Origin of the sequence: Fictibacillus gelatini DSM 15865 (genome assembly GCF_000430745.1) — a bacterium.
Lineage (GTDB): Bacteria > Bacillota > Bacilli > Bacillales > Fictibacillaceae > Fictibacillus_A > Fictibacillus_A gelatini.
On the sequence record NZ_AUMP01000038.1, the window covers coordinates 1 to 18,164 of the forward strand.

18 protein-coding genes, 2 rRNA genes and 1 riboswitch are annotated in these 18,164 nt (G+C 44.0%); of the genes, 19 read left to right on the plus strand and 1 reads right to left on the minus strand.

Annotated features, from left to right (window positions below):
- The 16 genes from H538_RS0115155 to purD all read left to right on the plus strand — a co-directional run.
- Positions 1–256: ribosomal RNA gene (locus H538_RS0115155) — 23S ribosomal RNA — on the plus strand; the annotation flags it as partial.
- A 190-nt stretch (positions 257–446) separates the two neighbouring features.
- Positions 447–562: ribosomal RNA gene (gene rrf, locus H538_RS0115160) — 5S ribosomal RNA — on the plus strand.
- Between the two features lie 179 nt (positions 563–741).
- Positions 742–1,248: a DUF2179 domain-containing protein gene (locus tag H538_RS0115165; RefSeq protein WP_035351081.1), complete on the plus strand. Its 507-nt coding sequence runs from the start codon at positions 742–744 to the stop codon at positions 1,246–1,248.
- A gap of 4 nt (positions 1,249–1,252) precedes the next feature.
- Positions 1,253–1,453 carry an NETI motif-containing protein gene (locus H538_RS0115170; protein ID WP_026678328.1) on the plus strand — a complete coding sequence of 67 codons (201 nt, stop codon included), beginning with the start codon at positions 1,253–1,255 and terminating at the stop codon, positions 1,451–1,453.
- Positions 1,454–1,534: 81 nt separating this feature from the next.
- Positions 1,535–1,637, plus strand: a riboswitch (purine riboswitch).
- A 102-nt stretch (positions 1,638–1,739) separates the two neighbouring features.
- Positions 1,740–2,228: a 5-(carboxyamino)imidazole ribonucleotide mutase gene (gene purE, locus H538_RS0115175; protein ID WP_026678329.1), complete on the plus strand. Its 489-nt coding sequence runs from the start codon at positions 1,740–1,742 to the stop codon at positions 2,226–2,228.
- The gene (gene purK, locus H538_RS0115180; protein WP_035351071.1) at positions 2,212–3,375 is read left to right on the plus strand and encodes a 5-(carboxyamino)imidazole ribonucleotide synthase; all 1,164 of its coding nucleotides are present in this window, start codon (positions 2,212–2,214) and stop codon (positions 3,373–3,375) included. The genes purE and purK overlap by 17 nt, the downstream gene beginning before the upstream one ends.
- Positions 3,372–4,664, plus strand: coding sequence for an adenylosuccinate lyase (gene purB / locus H538_RS0115185; protein ID WP_026678331.1), 1,293 nt, complete (start codon positions 3,372–3,374; stop codon positions 4,662–4,664). The genes purK and purB overlap by 4 nt, the downstream gene beginning before the upstream one ends.
- Positions 4,665–4,734: 70 nt before the next feature.
- On the plus strand, positions 4,735–5,460 hold the full coding sequence (purC, locus tag H538_RS0115190; RefSeq protein ID WP_026678332.1) for a phosphoribosylaminoimidazolesuccinocarboxamide synthase: 726 nt from the start codon (positions 4,735–4,737) through the stop codon (positions 5,458–5,460).
- Positions 5,448–5,702, plus strand: a complete 255-nt coding sequence (purS, locus tag H538_RS0115195; RefSeq protein ID WP_026678333.1) for a phosphoribosylformylglycinamidine synthase subunit PurS — start codon at positions 5,448–5,450, stop codon at positions 5,700–5,702. The genes purC and purS overlap by 13 nt, the downstream gene beginning before the upstream one ends.
- Complete coding sequence (gene purQ, locus H538_RS0115200; protein ID WP_026678334.1) at positions 5,699–6,382, plus strand: phosphoribosylformylglycinamidine synthase subunit PurQ; 684 nt, start codon at positions 5,699–5,701, stop codon at positions 6,380–6,382. Before purS ends, purQ begins: the two co-directional genes overlap by 4 nt.
- Entirely contained in the window at positions 6,366–8,594 is a 2,229-nt protein-coding gene (gene purL / locus H538_RS0115205) for a phosphoribosylformylglycinamidine synthase subunit PurL (RefSeq protein ID WP_026678335.1), read from the plus strand. The genes purQ and purL overlap by 17 nt, the downstream gene beginning before the upstream one ends.
- Complete coding sequence (gene purF, locus H538_RS0115210; protein ID WP_026678336.1) at positions 8,570–9,988, plus strand: amidophosphoribosyltransferase; 1,419 nt, start codon at positions 8,570–8,572, stop codon at positions 9,986–9,988. Before purL ends, purF begins: the two co-directional genes overlap by 25 nt.
- Positions 9,989–10,070: 82 nt before the next feature.
- Positions 10,071–11,111, plus strand: coding sequence for a phosphoribosylformylglycinamidine cyclo-ligase (purM, locus tag H538_RS0115215; RefSeq protein ID WP_026678337.1), 1,041 nt, complete (start codon positions 10,071–10,073; stop codon positions 11,109–11,111).
- Positions 11,108–11,683: a phosphoribosylglycinamide formyltransferase gene (purN, locus tag H538_RS0115220; protein WP_026678338.1), complete on the plus strand. Its 576-nt coding sequence runs from the start codon at positions 11,108–11,110 to the stop codon at positions 11,681–11,683. Before purM ends, purN begins: the two co-directional genes overlap by 4 nt.
- A complete protein-coding gene (purH, locus tag H538_RS0115225; protein ID WP_026678339.1) occupies positions 11,680–13,218 on the plus strand; it encodes a bifunctional phosphoribosylaminoimidazolecarboxamide formyltransferase/IMP cyclohydrolase in 1,539 nt (512 codons plus the stop codon). Before purN ends, purH begins: the two co-directional genes overlap by 4 nt.
- 141 nt (positions 13,219–13,359) lie before the next feature.
- Positions 13,360–14,622, plus strand: coding sequence for a phosphoribosylamine--glycine ligase (gene purD, locus H538_RS0115230; protein WP_026678340.1), 1,263 nt, complete (start codon positions 13,360–13,362; stop codon positions 14,620–14,622).
- Between the two features lie 42 nt (positions 14,623–14,664).
- Here purD and H538_RS0115235 read toward each other — a convergent pair whose 3' ends face one another.
- Positions 14,665–14,925: a YgaP family membrane protein gene (locus tag H538_RS0115235; protein WP_026678341.1), complete on the minus strand. Its 261-nt coding sequence runs from the start codon at positions 14,923–14,925 to the stop codon at positions 14,665–14,667.
- A 93-nt stretch (positions 14,926–15,018) separates the two neighbouring features.
- Between H538_RS0115235 and H538_RS0115240 the strand changes: the two genes are divergently transcribed.
- The 3 genes from H538_RS0115240 to H538_RS0115250 are packed head-to-tail and all read left to right on the plus strand — an operon-like array spanning position 15,019 to position 18,160.
- Entirely contained in the window at positions 15,019–16,761 is a 1,743-nt protein-coding gene (locus tag H538_RS0115240; RefSeq protein ID WP_026678342.1) for an adenine deaminase C-terminal domain-containing protein, read from the plus strand.
- 47 nt (positions 16,762–16,808) lie between these two features.
- Complete coding sequence (locus tag H538_RS0115245; protein ID WP_026678343.1) at positions 16,809–17,825, plus strand: DUF3048 domain-containing protein; 1,017 nt, start codon at positions 16,809–16,811, stop codon at positions 17,823–17,825.
- A gap of 23 nt (positions 17,826–17,848) precedes the next feature.
- Positions 17,849–18,160: a YerC/YecD family TrpR-related protein gene (locus tag H538_RS0115250; RefSeq protein ID WP_026678344.1), complete on the plus strand. Its 312-nt coding sequence runs from the start codon at positions 17,849–17,851 to the stop codon at positions 18,158–18,160.
- Positions 18,161–18,164 lie beyond the last annotated feature (4 nt).

The following is an 18,164-nucleotide window of genomic DNA, read 5'->3' on the forward strand; positions in this document are numbered from 1 at the left end:
GCTGTCCTTAGTACGAGAGGACCGGGATGGACACACCGCTGGTGTACCAGTTGTTCCGCCAGGGGCACCGCTGGGTAGCTATGTGTGGACGGGATAAGTGCTGAAAGCATCTAAGCATGAAGCCCCCCTCAAGATGAGATTTCCCATCACGTCAAGTGAGTAAGACCCCTTAGAGATGATGAGGTTGATAGGTCTGGTGTGGAAGCGTGGCGACACGTGGAGCTGACAGATACTAATCGGTCGAGGGCTTATCCTTATGTAAAAAGCGGAAATGCCCGCTTAGGTTTGACAGGCGTTGGAGACCCTGACAAGAACACGCTTTTTGTGTTCGTCGGAAGGGGCGAAACGACCGAAAACCTGGGCATTGGAGCTGGATTGAAGCGTACGTTTGGAGAAAACGCGTTATCTAGTTTTGAGGGAACACCTCAAAAAATAAAAATAAATAGTCTGGTGGCGATGGCGAAGAGGTCACACCCGTTCCCATACCGAACACGGAAGTTAAGCTCTTCAGCGCCGATGGTAATTGGGGGCTTCCCCCTGTGAGAGTAGGACGCTGCCAGGCAAAAAAGGTGAGACGAATGTAGATTCGTTTCACCTTTTTTTTATTTTTTTTTGATTGGAAAATGATTCATCTTTAGACAAAATAATCTCCTGTTTTCTTTCAGCTTCAATTCATGTTATGCTCTTCATACAAATGAGTCAGACAGGCGGGAGGGACCAAAGGTGGAAAACGGTTTTATGATGGTCGCCATCATTTTGATCATTAACGTCGTTTACGTTTCTTTTTTTACTGTGCGAATGATTTTAACATTAAAAAACCAGCGCTATCTAGCCGCGCTTATCAGTGTTTTTGAAATCATCATTTATGTTGTAGGATTAGGTCTTGTGTTGGACAACTTGAATCATATACAAAATTTAATCGCCTATGCTTTAGGTTATGGATTAGGTGTTCTTACCGGAATGAAGATCGAGGAAAAATTAGCTCTCGGCTATATTACGGTTAATGTGATTACAACTGAAATTGAAGCAGGCTTACCAAATGCCATTCGCAATAAAGGATATGGTGTAACCGATTGGATCGCTTATGGGCGCCAGGGAGAACGTTTAATGATGGAAATACTAACATCAAGAAAGTCAGAAGGCAAACTTTATGAAACAATAAAAGAATTGGATCCGAAAGCGTTTATTATATCACATGAACCAAAAAGTTTTTATGGCGGTTTCTGGGTGAAAAATATTCGGAGGTAGTTGAATGGATAAAAAGCCGAAAAAAAAGAAATTTGAAGTTCAAGATGGTGAAACTATTTCGGAATGTCTGGACCGAATGGCATCTGAAGGATACGCTCCCGTTCGCCGGATGGAAGAACCGATTTTTCAAGAAGTAAAAAGAAACGGAAAAACGGAAGTGGAACTTTACGGACAAAAAATCGTTTTTGAAGGAAAATTGAAGTAAAATCCGAACGTTAGGAAACTTAATAAATAATATTGTTCGATTTTTTGTTGACACTTTTTAAAATCTCTTGTTACAATAAAGGCAGACAGAAGAATAAAACCTCATATAATGGCGGGGTAAATGGCCTGCGAGTTTCTACCTGATGACCGATACTCATCAGACTATGAGGGAAAGCAGCTTACTGTTTTAGTATATGGGTATAGTATGTCCAGGGTAGGGCTTTCCTTCATAGCAAGGTTAAGCATATTACTTTGGACTTTTTTAGTGTTAAAAATAGGAGGTCAACATGCAAAATCTAGTTGGAGTAATCATGGGAAGTACTTCAGATTGGGAAACGATGAAACATGCATGCGACATTCTCGATGAACTGAATGTGCCGTATGAGAAAAAAGTAGTATCTGCCCATAGAACTCCTGATTATATGTTCTGTTATGCAGAAGAAGCGAAAGAAAGAGGAATCCGCGTGATTATTGCAGGTGCCGGTGGAGCCGCGCATCTTCCGGGAATGGTAGCCGCAAAAACCGTTCTTCCTGTGATCGGTGTTCCTGTTCAATCGAAAGCATTGAATGGACTTGATTCACTTCTTTCGATTGTGCAAATGCCAGGTGGGGTTCCCGTAGCAACAGTTGCGATCGGAAAAGCGGGAGCGACAAATGCCGGTCTGCTGGCCGCACAGATGCTGGCGACAACGGACGAAGCTTTAAGCGAACGGTTAGAAAAGCGCAGAAAGCAATTGGAACAAACCGTATTGGAAAGTAGTGATTCCCTTGAATAAAACGATATTACCAGGTGAGACAATCGGTATTCTTGGCGGTGGCCAGCTTGGCCGGATGATGGCAATCAGTGCGAGAGAAATGGGTTTTTCAGTCGTTGTTCTTGAGCCGGGTACGAATTCACCGTGCGGACAAGTAAGTGACGAGCAAATTTCAACAGCTTATAACGATATGGCCGGCATTCGAGAACTGGCGAATAAAAGCGACGTTATCACTTATGAGTTTGAGAATGTTGACGTAGATAGCGCAAAGTGGCTGGAGGAACATGCTAACATGCCCCAGGGAAGCGAGCTTCTACGAATTACCCAACATCGGAGACGGGAAAAGGAAGCGATCACCAATGCGGGCGTTCCGGTAGCCCCGTATCGATCGGTAACGAATGAAGAAGAATTTGAAAAAGCCATTCAAGATTTAGGAATGCCATCGGTTTTGAAGACATGCCGCGGCGGGTATGATGGAAAAGGACAGGTCGTGATCCGTTCGGAAAAAGACAAGGCCGATGCAGCCGCTCTTTTTGAAGGTGGAAGAGAATGTGTGCTCGAGAGCTGGATACCGTTTCAAAAAGAATTATCTGTGATCGTTACACGAAGTGTTTCTGGAGAAATGACGACGTTTCCTACAGCAGAAAACATTCATGTTGATAACATTCTTCATCAAAGCATTATTCCTGCAAGAGTTTCACCCGCAGTAGAAGAAAAAGCAAAACAAATCGCAAAAGATATTGCACTTTATTTAAATCTTGTCGGGACACTCGCAGTAGAAATGTTTTTGACGGAAGACGATGAAATTTTCGTTAATGAATTAGCGCCAAGACCGCATAATTCCGGGCATTATACGATTGAAGCGTGTGAGACATCACAGTTTGACCAGCACATCCGGGCGATTTGTAACTGGCCGCTCGGGGAAACTAAATTACTGAAGCCAGTTGTAATGATAAACGTCCTTGGTGAGCATGTCGCACCACTCATCAACAATCTTTCTCAATTGAAAGATGCGAAGCTCCATTTATACGGAAAAAAAGAGGCGAAAATCAAAAGAAAAATGGGGCATATTACAGTGCTTGGAGATACAATTGAAGAAGCTTTAGATAAAGCTAACTTTATTATAAAAAATATTTTGCACATCGAAACATTGGAGGTAACTAAATGATTGAACGTTATACACGCCCGGAAATGGGAGCCATTTGGACGGATGAAAACCGCTATAAGGCATGGCTTGAAGTTGAAATTTTAGCATGTGAAGCGTGGGCAGAGCTTGGGGAAATCCCGAAGGAAGACGTAAAGAAACTACGCGAGAATGCCTCATTTGACATTAACCGTATTCTCGAAATTGAAAAGGAAACGCATCATGATGTTGTCGCATTTACTCGTGCGGTTAGTGAAACGCTCGGTGAAGAACGCAAATGGGTACATTACGGCTTAACGTCTACTGATGTCGTCGATACTGCGCTATCTTACTTGCTCCGCCAGGCAAATGAAATTTTACTAAAAGATATTGAAAACTTTGTTGAAATTTTAGGGAATAAGGCAAAAGAACATAAACATACGGTCATGATGGGACGTACGCATGGGGTTCACGCTGAACCAACGACTTTCGGCCTTAAGCTGGCGCTATGGTATGAGGAAATGAAACGGAACCTTGAGCGCTTTAAAGAAGCGGCTGAAACCGTCCGAGTCGGAAAAATTTCAGGCGCTGTCGGAACGTATGCGAACATTAATCCGTTTGTTGAACAATATGTTTGTGAAAAGCTTGGACTTAAAGCTTCGCCTATATCGACACAAACATTGCAGCGTGATCGTCACGCCCACTATATGTCAGCACTTGCTCTCATTGCAACGAGTATTGAAAAATTCGGTGTTGAAATTCGCGGATTGCAAAAAAGCGAAACACGTGAAGTAGAAGAGTTTTTTGCGAAAGGACAAAAAGGATCATCCGCTATGCCGCATAAACGAAATCCAATCGGATCAGAGAATATGGCGGGAATGGCCCGAGTGATCCGCGGCTATATGATGACGGCTTATGAAAACGTCGCATTATGGCACGAACGTGATATTTCCCATTCATCAGCAGAACGCATCATTTTACCGGATGCAACGATCGCGCTAAATTACATGTTAAACCGTTTTGCGAACATCGTGAAAAACTTAACGGTGTTCCCGGAAAACATGAAGCACAACATGACGAAAACATACGGGCTTATTTACTCACAACGCGTGATGTTAAAGCTTATTGATAAAGGATTATCACGCGAAGAAGCTTACGACATCGTTCAGCCTAAAACAGCTAAAGCCTGGGAAGAAGGTATTCAGTTCAAACAGCTTGTTGAAGGCGAACCGCGTATTACTGAGTTGTTGACACAGGCTGAAATCGATGACTGCTTTGATTATTCGTACCACTTAAAGCATGTGGACATGATCTTTGAACGGCTTGGACTTTAAAAAGTAAATAGGAAGGCAGATCGTTCTGTCTTCCTATTCCAATAATTCCTAATATTCTGGAGGGACCGTTATGGAAAAGCTAACTCAGCTTTATGAAGGAAAGGCAAAGAAAATATACAGCACGAATGATCCAGATCGCGTTTGGGTTGAATATAAAGATTCCGCTACCGCCTTTAATGGGGAAAAGAAAGCGACGATTGCTGGAAAAGGTCGTTTGAATAACGAAATTACGAGTTTACTATTTTCATTGTTAGAGGAAAAAGGAATCAAGACTCACTTCATTGCGAAAAAGTCCGATACGGAACAAATCGTTAAACATGTGAAAATTATTCCTCTTGAAGTAGTCGTGCGTAATGTTGTGGCTGGAACACTTGCAAAACGTACGGGAATCGCTGAAGGCACAGCTCTGCCACAGCCAATCGTAGAGTTTTATTATAAAAATGATGAGCTTGGCGATCCGTTATTCAACAATGACCATATTGCTGCCTTACATTTAGCAACGCCTGAACTTCTTGAAGAGATGAGAACGGTCGCTCTAAAGGTAAATACGATTCTTACTGATTTCTTCGCTGATAAAAATGTTCGTTTAATTGATTTTAAGCTCGAGTTTGGAACGGATAAAAACGGACAGCTTCTTCTTGCAGATGAAATTTCGCCGGATACTTGCCGCCTTTGGGATAAAGACACAAACGAAAAGCTTGATAAAGATGTTTTTCGCCGTGACCTCGGCAGCTTGACTGATGCATATGAACAAATTTTACAACGTTTAGGAGGACAACCATCATGTACAAAGTAAAAGTTTATGTAACGTTAAAGGAAAGCGTATTGGATCCACAGGGAAGTGCAGTGAAAGGCGCGCTTCATAGCCTCAAGTTTAACGAAGTAGAAGATGTTCGCATCGGGAAATTTTTGGAATTAACATTGGAAAAAGGAAATTATGACCTGGATGCAAAAATTAAAGAAATGTGCGAGAAGCTTTTAACAAATACGGTCATTGAAGACTATCGCTACGAGGTCGAGGAGGTTGTCGCACAGTGAAATTTGCAGTCATCGTATTTCCAGGCTCAAACTGTGACATCGACATGTACCATGCGATTAAAGACGAGCTTGGAGAAGAAGTAGAATATGTTTGGCATGATGAAACGAATCTAGATCGATTTGACGGAATACTGCTTCCGGGCGGCTTCTCTTATGGCGACTATCTTCGAAGCGGTGCGATTGCCCGTTTCTCCAATGTCATGGCAGAAGTAATCAAAGCAGCTAAAGAAGGAAAGCCCGTTTTAGGCGTTTGCAACGGATTTCAAATTCTCCTTGAATCAGGGCTTTTGCCAGGAGCGATGCGGCGGAATGAATCGCTTAAATTTATTTGCAAGCCGGTAGAACTCGTTGTTGAAAACAATGACACGATGTTTACAGCTGGCTATGGGCAAGGTGAGCGAATTGTAATTCCGGTTGCCCATGGTGAAGGAAACTACTATTGTGATGAAGAAACGCTTGAAAGATTGAAAGAAAATAATCAAATCGTATTCCGCTATACGAACAATCCGAACGGATCGATTGCAGATATTGCCGGAATCGTGAATGAAAAAGGAAACGTATTAGGCATGATGCCGCATCCAGAGCGTGCAGTGGATGAACTTTTAGGAAGCGCGGATGGATTAAAGCTGTTCCAATCAATCGTTAGAAGCTGGAGGGAAAACCATGTCTTATCTTCATGAGCCGACAGAACAACAAATTAAAGAACAAAAATTATACCGTGATATGGGATTGAGTGACGAGGAGTTTGGCACAGTCGAAAAAATTCTCGGCAGACTTCCGAATTGGACGGAAACCGGCTTGTTCTCTGTCATGTGGAGTGAGCACTGTTCCTATAAAAACTCAAAACCCGTGCTTCGCAAGTTCCCAACAAGCGGTGAGCGTGTTCTTCAAGGTCCTGGTGAGGGTGCAGGGATTGTAGACATCGGGGACAACCAGGCGGTCGTATTCAAAATCGAAAGCCATAATCACCCATCAGCGATCGAGCCGTATCAAGGGGCCGCAACAGGAGTGGGCGGAATCATTCGTGACGTCTTTTCAATGGGTGCGCGTCCGGTAGCCTTATTAAACTCCCTTCGCTTTGGTGAGCTGACTTCACCGCGCGTAAAATATTTGTTTGAAGAAGTCGTTGCCGGAATTGCCGGGTATGGAAACTGCATCGGCATTCCAACTGTCGGCGGAGAGGTGCAATTCGACCCATCTTATGACGGAAATCCTTTAGTTAACGCGATGTGTGTTGGATTAATCGACCATAAAGATATTCAAAAAGGCCAGGCAAAAGGTGTCGGAAACTCGGTCATGTATGTTGGCGCACGCACTGGCCGCGACGGAATCCACGGGGCAACGTTCGCTTCCGAAGAATTGACGGATGCATCTGATGAAAAGCGCCCGGCTGTTCAAGTCGGCGATCCGTTTATGGAAAAATTGTTGCTTGAAGCATGCCTTGAACTCATTCAAAACTTCGACGGTCTTGTCGGCATTCAAGACATGGGGGCAGCGGGATTAACGAGCTCATCAGCGGAAATGGCGAGTAAGGCAGGTTTCGGGATTGAAATGAACCTGGACCAAGTGCCGCAGCGTGAAGACGGCATGACTGCATATGAAATGATGCTTTCTGAATCACAGGAGCGTATGTTAATCGTCGTTCAAAAAGGAAGAGAAGAAGAGGCTGCGCAAATTTTTGAAAAATGGGGCCTTCACGCGACAGTTATCGGCAAAGTCATTGAAGAAAAGCAGCTCCGATTAATTCATAAAGGCAAAGTTGTTGCAGATGTACCTGTAGATGCACTCGCGGAAGATGCACCAGTCTATCATAAACCATCGAAAGAACCTGCCTACTATGCAGAATTCCAAAGAGAAGCGCCGTTTGTGCCTGAGGTAGATAACTATAAAGATACGTTATTGCAGCTTCTCTCTCAACCAACAATTGCAAGCAAATCGTGGGTATTTGACCAGTATGACTATATGGTTCGCACAAATACCGTTGTTGCTCCAGGATCGGACGCCGCTGTCATTAGAATTCGTGAAACGGAAAAAGCGCTTGCGATGACAACAGACTGCAACTCCCGCTATTTATATCTTGATCCGGAAGTCGGCGGGAAAATCGCTGTGGCGGAAGCGGCGCGCAACATTGTCTGCTCCGGGGCTGAGCCGCTAGCGATTACGGATTGCTTAAACTTCGGGAATCCGGAAAAGCCTGAAATCTTCTGGCAGCTTGAAAAAGCGGTCGATGGCATGAGTGAAGCCTGCAAAAAATTAAATACCCCGGTGATCGGCGGCAACGTTTCGCTTTACAACGAAACGAACGGAGAAGCGGTTTATCCAACTCCGGTTGTCGGTATGGTTGGTCTTGTTCATCATATCGACCATATTACGACGCAAGGATTTAAAAAAGCAGGTGACCTTGTTTATCTTTTAGGCGAAACGAAGCCGGAATTTGGAGGCAGTGAGTTGCAGAAAATGCTTCAAGGGAAAATTTCAGGAAAAGCGCCTGAATTAGATATCGAAGTGGAAGCGAAACGCCAGAGGTCCCTTTTATCGGCTATACAAAAGGGTCTTGTCGCTTCAGCGCATGATGTGGCAGAAGGCGGTATTGCTGTTGCGCTTGCTGAATGCATCATGGACGGAAATGTTGGAGCGTCTGTGCGTCTCTCTGGAGACATCGTTTCTGCTTTATTCAGCGAATCTCAATCACGCTTTATCGTTACGGTGAAACCAGAAAACGCAAAGGAATTTGAAGCTTTAGTCGAAGCGGCGCAAATCGGAGTTGTCACATCGCTACCTGAACTTCGAATTGAAAATGAATCAGGCGAGGAAATTGTAGTATGTGCGCATGAAGAACTTCATAACGCCTGGAAAGGAGCTATTCCATGCTTGCTGACATCAAAGGCTTAAACGAAGAATGTGGCGTATTTGCCATCTGGGGACATGAGGATGCGGCCCAATTAACGTATTACGGGCTGCACAGCCTCCAGCATCGTGGACAAGAAGGAGCCGGCATTGTCGTTACCGATGGAGAAAAGTTGAAAATGCATAAAGGGCACGGCCTTGTAACAGAAGTATTCAGCCGCGGAGAGCTTGAAAAATTAACAGGCTTTGCTGCGATCGGCCATGTTCGTTACTCTACTGCTGGCGGGAATGAATACGCAAACGTTCAACCATTGATGTTCCGTTCACAAACGAACGACCTTGCGCTTGCCCATAACGGAAATCTTGTCAATGCCCATGCGCTCCGGCATCAGTTAGAAGGACAGGGCAGCATTTTTCAAACGTCTTCCGATACAGAAGTGCTCGCTCATTTAATCAAAAGAAGCGGTTATACAAAGCTTCGTGACCAGGTAAAAAATGCGTTGACGATGTTAAAAGGCGCCTATGCATATGTGGTCATGACGGAAGATGAATTGCTCGTAGCGCTTGACCCTAATGGTCTCCGCCCATTATCGCTCGGGATGATTGGGGATGCTTATGTCGTGGCATCCGAAACATGCGCATTCGATGTTGTAGGTGCGGAATATATCCGTGATGTAAAACCGGGTGAGCTGCTTATTATTAATAAAGACGGTTTAGTTTCCGACACCTTTTCAACTGCGGTCAATCGATCGATCTGTTCAATGGAGTACATTTATTTTTCAAGGCCAGATTCGAACATTGATGGGATTAATATCCATGCAGCACGTAAAAATCTCGGAAAAGAGTTGTATAAAGAAGCGCCTGTCGAAGCGGATGTTGTAACAGGCGTACCGGATTCAAGCATTTCTGCTGCGATCGGTTATGCCGAGGCATCTGGGATCCCATATGAGATTGGATTGATTAAAAATCGGTATGTCGGCCGGACGTTCATTCAGCCGACACAGGAATTGCGAGAACTCGGCGTAAAAATGAAGCTTTCCCCGGTTCGGGGCATTGTTGAGGGGAAACGTGTTGTCATGGTGGATGATTCGATCGTTCGCGGGACGACAAGCAGAAGAATTGTTAAAATGCTTCGTGATGCGGGAGCGACGGAGGTTCATGTACGAATTACAGCACCCCCGATTGCCCATCCGTGCTATTACGGAATCGACACGTCCGAAAAAGGAGAGCTGATTGCGGCTAATCATTCGGTAGAGGAAATTCGTCAAATCATTGGAGCCGATTCGCTCGTCTTTCTTTCCCCTGAAGGTTTATTAAAAGGCATCGGCCGCCCGGCAACAGATCCGAATCACGGACAATGTTTAGCTTGTTTTACAGGCAAATATCCAACAGAGATTTATCCTGATACTGTGATGCCATACGAGAAAGAAATGGTTTGAATGGTTATTAACGGCGAATGTAAGTATTCGCCGTAACTACATTATTCGGAATTTGAGCAAGCAATTTTAGGAGGTTACCCAAATGGCTGAAGCGTACAAACAAGCGGGTGTTGATATTGAAGCGGGGTATGAAGCGGTCAATCGGATCAAAAAACATGCGCTTCGCACAAAACGCCCTGAAGTGATGGCAGGGCTTGGAGGATTTGGAGCGATGTTCGATCTTTCCAACCTTCCATACAACGAGCCGGTCCTTATTTCCGGTACGGACGGTGTCGGGACCAAACTTATGTTGGCGTTCATGATGGATCAACATGATACGATCGGCATCGATGCGGTTGCGATGTGTGTAAACGACATCGTTGCACAAGGTGCAGAGCCGCTTTATTTTTTAGATTATATTGCTTGCGGGAAGCTAGAACCCGCAAAGGTTGAGCAAATTGTAAAAGGGATCGCGGATGGTTGTGAGCAAGCAGGCTGTGCCTTAATTGGCGGAGAGACAGCGGAAATGCCAGGCATGTATTCTCTTGATGAGTATGATCTTGCCGGTTTTTCTGTCGGAATTGCTGAAAAATCTAAACTAATTAAGCCAGAGCGTGTTTTAGAAGGAGATGTCCTTATTGGCCTCGCTTCCAATGGTCTTCACTCTAACGGTTTTTCGCTCGTACGGAAAGCATTGCTTGAAAAGGGCGGATTAAATGTTAACGAGCGGTATGGCAATTTAGAAAAAACACTCGGTGAAGAACTTTTGACACCTACTCGGATTTATGTGAAGCCATTGCTTGATTTAATTAAAAAAGATGTCATTCATGGTGCTGCTCATATTACCGGCGGCGGCTTTTTTGAAAATATTCCGCGCATGCTTCCAGAAGGACTTGCGGCAGAAATCGATTACGGTTCCTGGCCGATCCCGCCAATTTTCGAACTTGTTGCCGGGACGGGTGAAATTGGCCAGAGAGAAATGTTTACGACGTTTAATATGGGAATTGGAATGGTGCTTGCCGTATCATATAATGATGTTCATTCCGCCATTAAGTCATTAGAAGAAAATGGAGAAAAAGCGTATATTATCGGCCGCGTGAAAAAAGGCGACGGCGTCTTATTTGGCGGCGGTGAATTAAAATGAGAAATATCGCAATATTTGCTTCAGGAAGTGGATCAAACTTTCAGGCTATTGTAGACAGCGTCAAGGAGAAAAAGTTAAATGTCCATATCGCGCTCATGGTTTGCGACAAGCCGGGAGCATTTGTCATCGAACGTGCGGAAAAAGAAGGGATCGACACCTTTGTATTTCATCCGAAAAACTATGAATCAAAAGCTCATTTTGAACGGGATATCATTGAGCGACTTTATGAAAAAAATGTGGATTTTATTGCGCTTGCAGGCTATATGAGGTTAATTGGGCCGACATTACTTGATGCGTTTGAAGGCCGAATTGTCAACATCCACCCGTCACTTTTGCCGGCTTTTCCGGGTAAAGACGCGATTGGACAGGCCCTGGAAGCAGGCGCTGATGAAACAGGGGTAACGATTCATTATGTCGACAGCGGAATGGATACAGGCCCGATCATCAAACAGGAGAAAGTTGAAATTTTACCCGAAGATACGAGAGAAGCATTGCAAGAAAGAATTCAAAAAGTCGAACACACTCTTTATCCAAGTGTACTGAAAGAATTAGTAGGAGGCGTCCGGTTGTGAGTATAAAAAGAGCACTTGTTTCAGTTTCAAATAAAGAAGGTCTCGTACCTTTTGTCAAAGCGCTTGTAGAAGAAGGCGTAGAAGTCATTTCCACAGGGGGAACGAAAAAAGCGCTGGAAGAAGTGGGTGTGCCGGTCATTGGAATTTCTGAAGTAACAGGGTTTCCTGAAATTATGGACGGCCGCGTTAAAACGCTTCATCCAATGATCCATGGCGGGTTACTCGCAGTTAGAGACAACGAGGAGCATGCGGCGCAATTAAAGGCGCATGACATTACGCCGATTGATCTTGTTGTCGTAAACCTTTATCCGTTTAAAGAAACGATTGCACAGGAAAATGTTGCATTTGCTGATGCGATTGAAAATATCGATATTGGCGGTCCGAGCATGCTTCGTTCCGCTGCGAAAAACCATGCGTATGTAACGGTCGTTGTCGATCCAAAAGATTACGAGCTCGTATTAAATGAGGTTAAAGAACACGGCAAAGTGCATGATGAAACGAGAAGAAAGCTTGCGGCAAAAACATTCCGCCATACGGCAGCCTATGACGCACTCATTGCAGAATATTTGACGAATATCGTTGAGGAAGAAAACCCTGAATCGCTTACAGTCACGTTTGAAAGGAAGCAAGCGCTTCGTTACGGGGAAAATCCGCACCAAAAAGCGAATTTCTATGTGAAGCCGCTTGGCACCAAAACGTCCATTGCCAATGCAGAGCAGCTTCACGGGAAAGAACTTTCTTACAATAACATTAATGATGCCGACAGCGCGTTAAACATCGTTCGTGAATTTAAAGAGCCGGCTGTTGTAGCGGTCAAACATATGAATCCTTGCGGTGTCGGTGTCGGAAACACAGTTGAAGAAGCTTTTACAAAAGCGTTTGAAGCCGATCCAGTGTCCATTTTCGGTGGAATTATCGCTTCGAACAGAGAAATTGATGAAGCGACAGCAGTAAAGCTCAATGAAATTTTCCTTGAAATTATTATTGCGCCTTCTTTTAGCGAAGAAGCCCTTGCAATTTTAACAAAAAAGAAAAATATCCGTCTATTAACGGTAGAATTTACGGAAGAACAAAAAATTGAAAGGCGTTTAACATCGATCCGCGGTGGCCTTTTAGTTCAAGATGAAGATGCATTCGGTCTTGATGATGCGACAATCTCCATTCCGACGAAGCGAGAGCCGACCGAAAAAGAGTGGGAAGATTTACGTTTAGCATGGAAGGTCGTTAAACATGTGAAATCAAATGCAATCGTCCTTGCAAAAGACAATATGACAATCGGCATTGGAGCGGGACAAATGAACCGTGTCGGAGCGGCAAAAATTGCGATTGAACAAGCAGGTGATTTAGCGAAAGGAAGCGCATTAGGATCTGACGCTTTCTTCCCGATGAATGATACAGTTGAAGCGGCAGCGAAAGCGGGAGTAACAGCAATTATTCAACCAGGTGGCTCAATTCGCGACGAAGATTCAATTAAAAAGGCCGACGAATACGGGATTGCGATGGTCTTTACGGGTGTTCGCCATTTTAAACATTGAATAATTCCGCCGATTTTAGAGATAATTCCGCCAAAATTGGTTAGAATTCCGCCGGTTTCAAATATAATTCCGCCAAAATCGGTCATAATTCCGCCGATTTCCAGATGAATTCATTAAATAGATGAGCAAGGAGGCAAAAAAATGAACGTTCTTGTCATTGGCCGCGGCGGCCGTGAACATGCTCTAGCCTGGCGTTTTGCGAGTAGCCCGAGCGTGGAAAAAGTATTTGCTGCACCGGGCAACCCGGGGATGGAAAATATCGCAACATGCGTGCCGATCAATGAAACCGATCATGAAGGGCTTATTCGCTTTGCAAAAGAAGAGGACATTCAGTTAACGTTTGTCGGCCCAGAAGTCCCATTATTAAATGGAATTGTCGATGACTTTAAAAAAGCGGGCCTTACGATTTTCGGCCCGACGAAAGAAGCCGCGCTTATTGAAGGATCTAAATCATTTGCTAAAGATCTTATGAACAAATACAATATTCCTACGGCAAAATCCCGAACGTTTTCCGATTACGACGAAGCGCTCACGTATTTAAACGAAGTTGGCGCACCGATCGTTTTAAAGGCGGATGGACTCGCTGCCGGAAAAGGCGTTATTGTTGCGATGGATATAGATGACGCGAGACGCGGACTTTACGAAATGATGAAAAATGAACGCTTTGGCGAGGCAAGTAAACAAGTCGTCATCGAAGAATACCTCGAAGGCGAAGAGTTTTCCTTTATGGCGTTTGTAAACGAGAACCGGGTTTACCCGATGGTTATCGCTCAAGATCATAAGCGCGCCTATACGGGAGATAAAGGACCGAATACGGGAGGAATGGGTGCCTATTCGCCGGTTCCACAAATCCCGCAATCAGCAGTTGATCAAGCATTAAGCACGATTTTACAACCGGTAGCCCACGCCATGGTGGAAGAAAAGCGTCCGTTTACCGGCGTTCTCTATGCCGGACTTATGTTGACAAAGGAAGGGCCAAAAGTGATTGAGTTCAACGCTCGTTTTGGCGATCCGGAAACGCAGGTCATCTTGCCGCGTCTCGACGGTGATTTTGCGCAAGTGTTGCTCGATATTTTAAATAAAAAAGACGTGAAGCTTTCCTGGTCTGATCAAGCGGTTGTCGGTGTCGTGCTTGCGTCAGAAGGATATCCGGATGAATATGAAAAAGGAAGAGAATTAAAAGGGCTTGAAGAATTGCAAGAAGATACACTCCTTTTTCATGCTGGAACGAAAAAGTCAGACGGGAAACTTGTGACTGACGGTGGCCGGATTTTGCTGGCGGCGAAACAAGCGGATGATTTAAAAGAAGCACAACAAAAAGTGTATAATGAGCTTAAAAAGATCGAGTGCAAAGGTGCGTTCTACCGGGAGGATATCGGTTCTAAAGCGATTGTTTTTGCATAATATATAAATGGGAAAAGGCTCCCCTGAGAAAAGGGGCGCCTTTTAACTTGGATTAACATCCGTTTTATCGTTTGTAAGCATGCTGCTATCTTCTTGATTAAATAGATTGCAGCGGTTAAAAAGCTCAGTTAATGGGCAGAATCGAACAATTCCTTCAGCAACTTTCATGGCCCCCATCATGATCAACAACAAATAAGATCCGCGATAAGGGCGGCGGGCATATCTCGCTGTAAATACAGCTAACACGGTTAATCCGCAAATGATACGAATAAATGCATTCGCGGTTCCAATATTTTTTTTCATTATAAAAAACTCCTTTATTACTTTTATTGTTTAATTGATAAAAAATCTGTGTTATGCTATAGGAAATTTAATTTTGGGTGAAAGGTGAACGCCATGTCCAATCAAGTTTTGTACTGGTCGAAAAATGAATTACGAGAGCAGGTAGCTGTTTTAGATGGTGAAGTTGCTCCATCCATTGTTTTAAAAAATGCTACCTATTTAAATCAAAATTTGCGGCAATGGAAAAAAGCAAACATTTGGGTCTATGAAAACAGGATTGTCTATGTTGGGGAGCAAATGCCGGATCGCCTTGAAAAAACGGAGGTCATCGATCTTGCGGGTAAACATGTCGTCCCCGGGTATATCGAACCACATACGCATCCATTTCAACTATATAATCCCCAAACCCTTGCGCATTATGCATCAAATAGAGGGACGACAACATTTATATGCGACAACTTAACGCTTCTTTTATCATCTCCGTTAAAGAAAGCGCTTTCTTTGATGGAGGACTTAAACCGATTGCCTTATACGTATTATTGGTGGTGCCGCTATGATTCCCAATCGGAATTAATCAAAGAAGAACAGCATTTTTCTTTAGGGACAATTAGAAGTATTTTGGCAAGCCCTTATTGCATTCAAGGCGGAGAGTTGACGAGTTGGCCGAAAGTGTTAAGCGGTGATGATACGATTTTGCAAATGATGCAAGATACAAAAAGGTATGGAAGAAGAATCGAAGGCCATCTTCCGGGATCTTCTGAAAAAACATTGACGAAAATGGCGCTTCTCGGAGTGAACTGTGACCATGAAGCAATGACCGGCGAAGAAGCGATAAGGCGGATGAACGTAGGTTACACAACTTCACTGCGGTATTCTTCAATCCGCCCGGACTTACCGCGATTGTTGCGGGAGTTAAAAGAGCTCGGCGTCAATTATTTTGACCGCGTCATCTTTACGACCGACGGATCTACACCGGCGTTTTATGAACAAGGGGTAACCGACAAAATGATTTCAATCGCCCTTGAATCTGGAATTGATCCAATTGATGCTTATAATATGGCGGCATATAATGTGGCCCGCTATTATGGGATGGAGCATCTGCTCGGCATGATTGCACCAGGAAGACTGGCACATATTAATATTCTTGAACGGTTAGATAACCCGGTTCCACAGTCTGTATTAGCAAAAGGGCAATGGATTAAAAAAGACGGGGAAGAAGTCTTCCCGCTAGAAGAGTTTCCGTGGTCAGACTATGGCATCAAACCGCTAGAATTAAAATGGAATTTAACAGAAGAAGACTTTAATTTCAGCTCGCTTGTTGGAATTGAAATGGTCAATTCTGTAATTACCAAACCGTACAAGGTGAACATTGATCCGACAAGTGTTGAACTTGCGGAAGATCATGATGAATGCTTTTTAATGCTTCTTGATCGTCATGGAAAGTGGCAGGTAAATACGATTGTCAAAGGATTCGCGCGGAATGTGTCAGGATTTTGCAGTTCATATTCAAGTACCGGTGATTTAATCGTCATCGGAAAAAATAAAGATGATATGCTAAAGGCGTTTGAGCGGGTGAAGGAATTAAAAGGCGGCATTGTTCTTGCTGAGAACGGGGAAATCGTAAGTGAAATCAAACTTCCGCTCGGCGGCGGTTTATCGGATAAGCGTCTTGAATACTTAATGGAAGAAGAAAAAGCGTTGACAAATGAGCTTCGCAAACGCGGATATCAGTTTGAAGATCCAATATACAGTTTGCTCTTCTTCTCATCAACCCATTTGCCATATATTCGCATTACACAGCTGGGAATGTATGATGTGAAAAACAAAGTAGTACTCTTTCCTGCGATTATGCGTTAAACTATAAAAGAGTACTTCGCATAAAAAATACTTGCATGGGGGACCACATGAAACGATGGACGTTGTTAGCGTTTTGTTGTTTGTTGGTCATTTTCACGATGGCTGGATGTGAAAAGAAAGTGAAAGAAACAGCCGGAAAAAATGAACATGTAGAAAAAAAGAAACCTGAACGAAAGCAACAACCGTTTCAAAATGTTTACCCATTAACCGGAATCGCAACCAATCATAAAACCGACGCACGGCCGATTGGGGTCATGATTAATAACCACTGGAAGGCTCGTCCGCAATCCGGCCTTCATAAGGCCGATATTGTTTATGAAGTATTGGCTGAAGGAGGCATTACGCGTTTTCTGGCCATTTTTCAAAGTGAGATGCCGGTGATCGTCGGTCCTGTTAGAAGTGCGAGGGATTATTTCGTAGATTTGAGCCAGGGGTATCACTCTATTTATGTTTTTCATGGATGGAGCCCGAAAGCAAAAGAAATGTTAACTGGCGGAACGATTGATTCGCTCAATGGATTAAAGTATGACGGGAGCCTGTTTAAGCGGGTGAGCTTCCGCCAGGCACCGCATAACTCGTACATTACGTATAAGAACATCATAAAAGGTGCCAAACAGGAAGGCTTTGCCTTGACAGATAAAATCAAGCCTTTGCCGTTTTTGAAAAAAGAAGAAATAAAAGGTGACAAAGCGGTTTCTGTTTTGGTAACATACAACCGAAATGAAAAGGTGAACTATACGTATCATAAAGCGAGAAATGCATACGTTCGTTCCTCGGAAGGAGAGCCGACGATCGATCGTGAAACGAAAACCCCGATTGAAGCCAATAATGTTTTCATCGTAGAAGCACGTCATCACGTGATAGATAAGAAAGGGAGGATTGGGATCGATTTAGTCTCCGGAGGAAATGCCTTGTTAGTGCAAAATGGAGTAGCGCGAAAGATAAAGTGGCAAAACGACCGCGGCCGAATTATTCCGGTCGGCACTGGATTTATCCCCGGCAAGACGTGGATCAATATCGTTCCGGCAGATCCCGGTCTTGAAAAAATCGTTACCATACAGTAGAAGAAGTGAAGGAGTGCACGAGGATGCAAATTGATAAACTAAGAGGAAAAGCGCTAGATCAATTATTTGAAGCGATTTTAGCCTTGAAAGATGTGGAAGAATGTTATCGTTTTTTTGATGACTTATGCACGATGAACGAAATCCAGTCACTTGCCCAGCGTTTAGAAGTCGCCCGCATGCTTCGCGAAGGAATGACTTACCATAAGATCGAAACGGAAACAGGGGCAAGCACTGCGACGATTTCCCGCGTCAAACGTTGCTTAAACTTCGGAAATGACGCCTACCAGATGGCGCTTGACCGAATTTATAAGAAAGAAGAAAACAAGGACCTGTAAGCGA

Bases quoted from the DNA above. Each gene is read 5' to 3' on its own strand.
- H538_RS0115165 (WP_035351081.1), top strand. From the start codon at position 742: ATGGTCGCCATCATTTTGATCATTAACGTCGTTTACGTTTCTTTTTTT.
- H538_RS0115170 (WP_026678328.1), top strand. From the start codon at position 1,253: ATGGATAAAAAGCCGAAAAAAAAGAAATTTGAAGTTCAAGATGGTGAA.
- purE (WP_026678329.1), top strand. From the start codon at position 1,740: ATGCAAAATCTAGTTGGAGTAATCATGGGAAGTACTTCAGATTGGGAA.
- purB (WP_026678331.1), top strand. From the start codon at position 3,372: ATGATTGAACGTTATACACGCCCGGAAATGGGAGCCATTTGGACGGAT.
- purC (WP_026678332.1), top strand. From the start codon at position 4,735: ATGGAAAAGCTAACTCAGCTTTATGAAGGAAAGGCAAAGAAAATATAC.
- purS (WP_026678333.1), top strand. From the start codon at position 5,448: ATGTACAAAGTAAAAGTTTATGTAACGTTAAAGGAAAGCGTATTGGAT.
- purL (WP_026678335.1), top strand. From the start codon at position 6,366: ATGTCTTATCTTCATGAGCCGACAGAACAACAAATTAAAGAACAAAAA.
- purF (WP_026678336.1), top strand. From the start codon at position 8,570: ATGCTTGCTGACATCAAAGGCTTAAACGAAGAATGTGGCGTATTTGCC.
- purM (WP_026678337.1), top strand. From the start codon at position 10,071: ATGGCTGAAGCGTACAAACAAGCGGGTGTTGATATTGAAGCGGGGTAT.
- purN (WP_026678338.1), top strand. From the start codon at position 11,108: ATGAGAAATATCGCAATATTTGCTTCAGGAAGTGGATCAAACTTTCAG.
- purD (WP_026678340.1), top strand. From the start codon at position 13,360: ATGAACGTTCTTGTCATTGGCCGCGGCGGCCGTGAACATGCTCTAGCC.
- H538_RS0115235 (WP_026678341.1), bottom strand. From the start codon at position 14,925: ATGAAAAAAAATATTGGAACCGCGAATGCATTTATTCGTATCATTTGC.
- H538_RS0115240 (WP_026678342.1), top strand. From the start codon at position 15,019: ATGTCCAATCAAGTTTTGTACTGGTCGAAAAATGAATTACGAGAGCAG.
- H538_RS0115245 (WP_026678343.1), top strand. From the start codon at position 16,809: ATGAAACGATGGACGTTGTTAGCGTTTTGTTGTTTGTTGGTCATTTTC.
- H538_RS0115250 (WP_026678344.1), top strand. From the start codon at position 17,849: ATGCAAATTGATAAACTAAGAGGAAAAGCGCTAGATCAATTATTTGAA.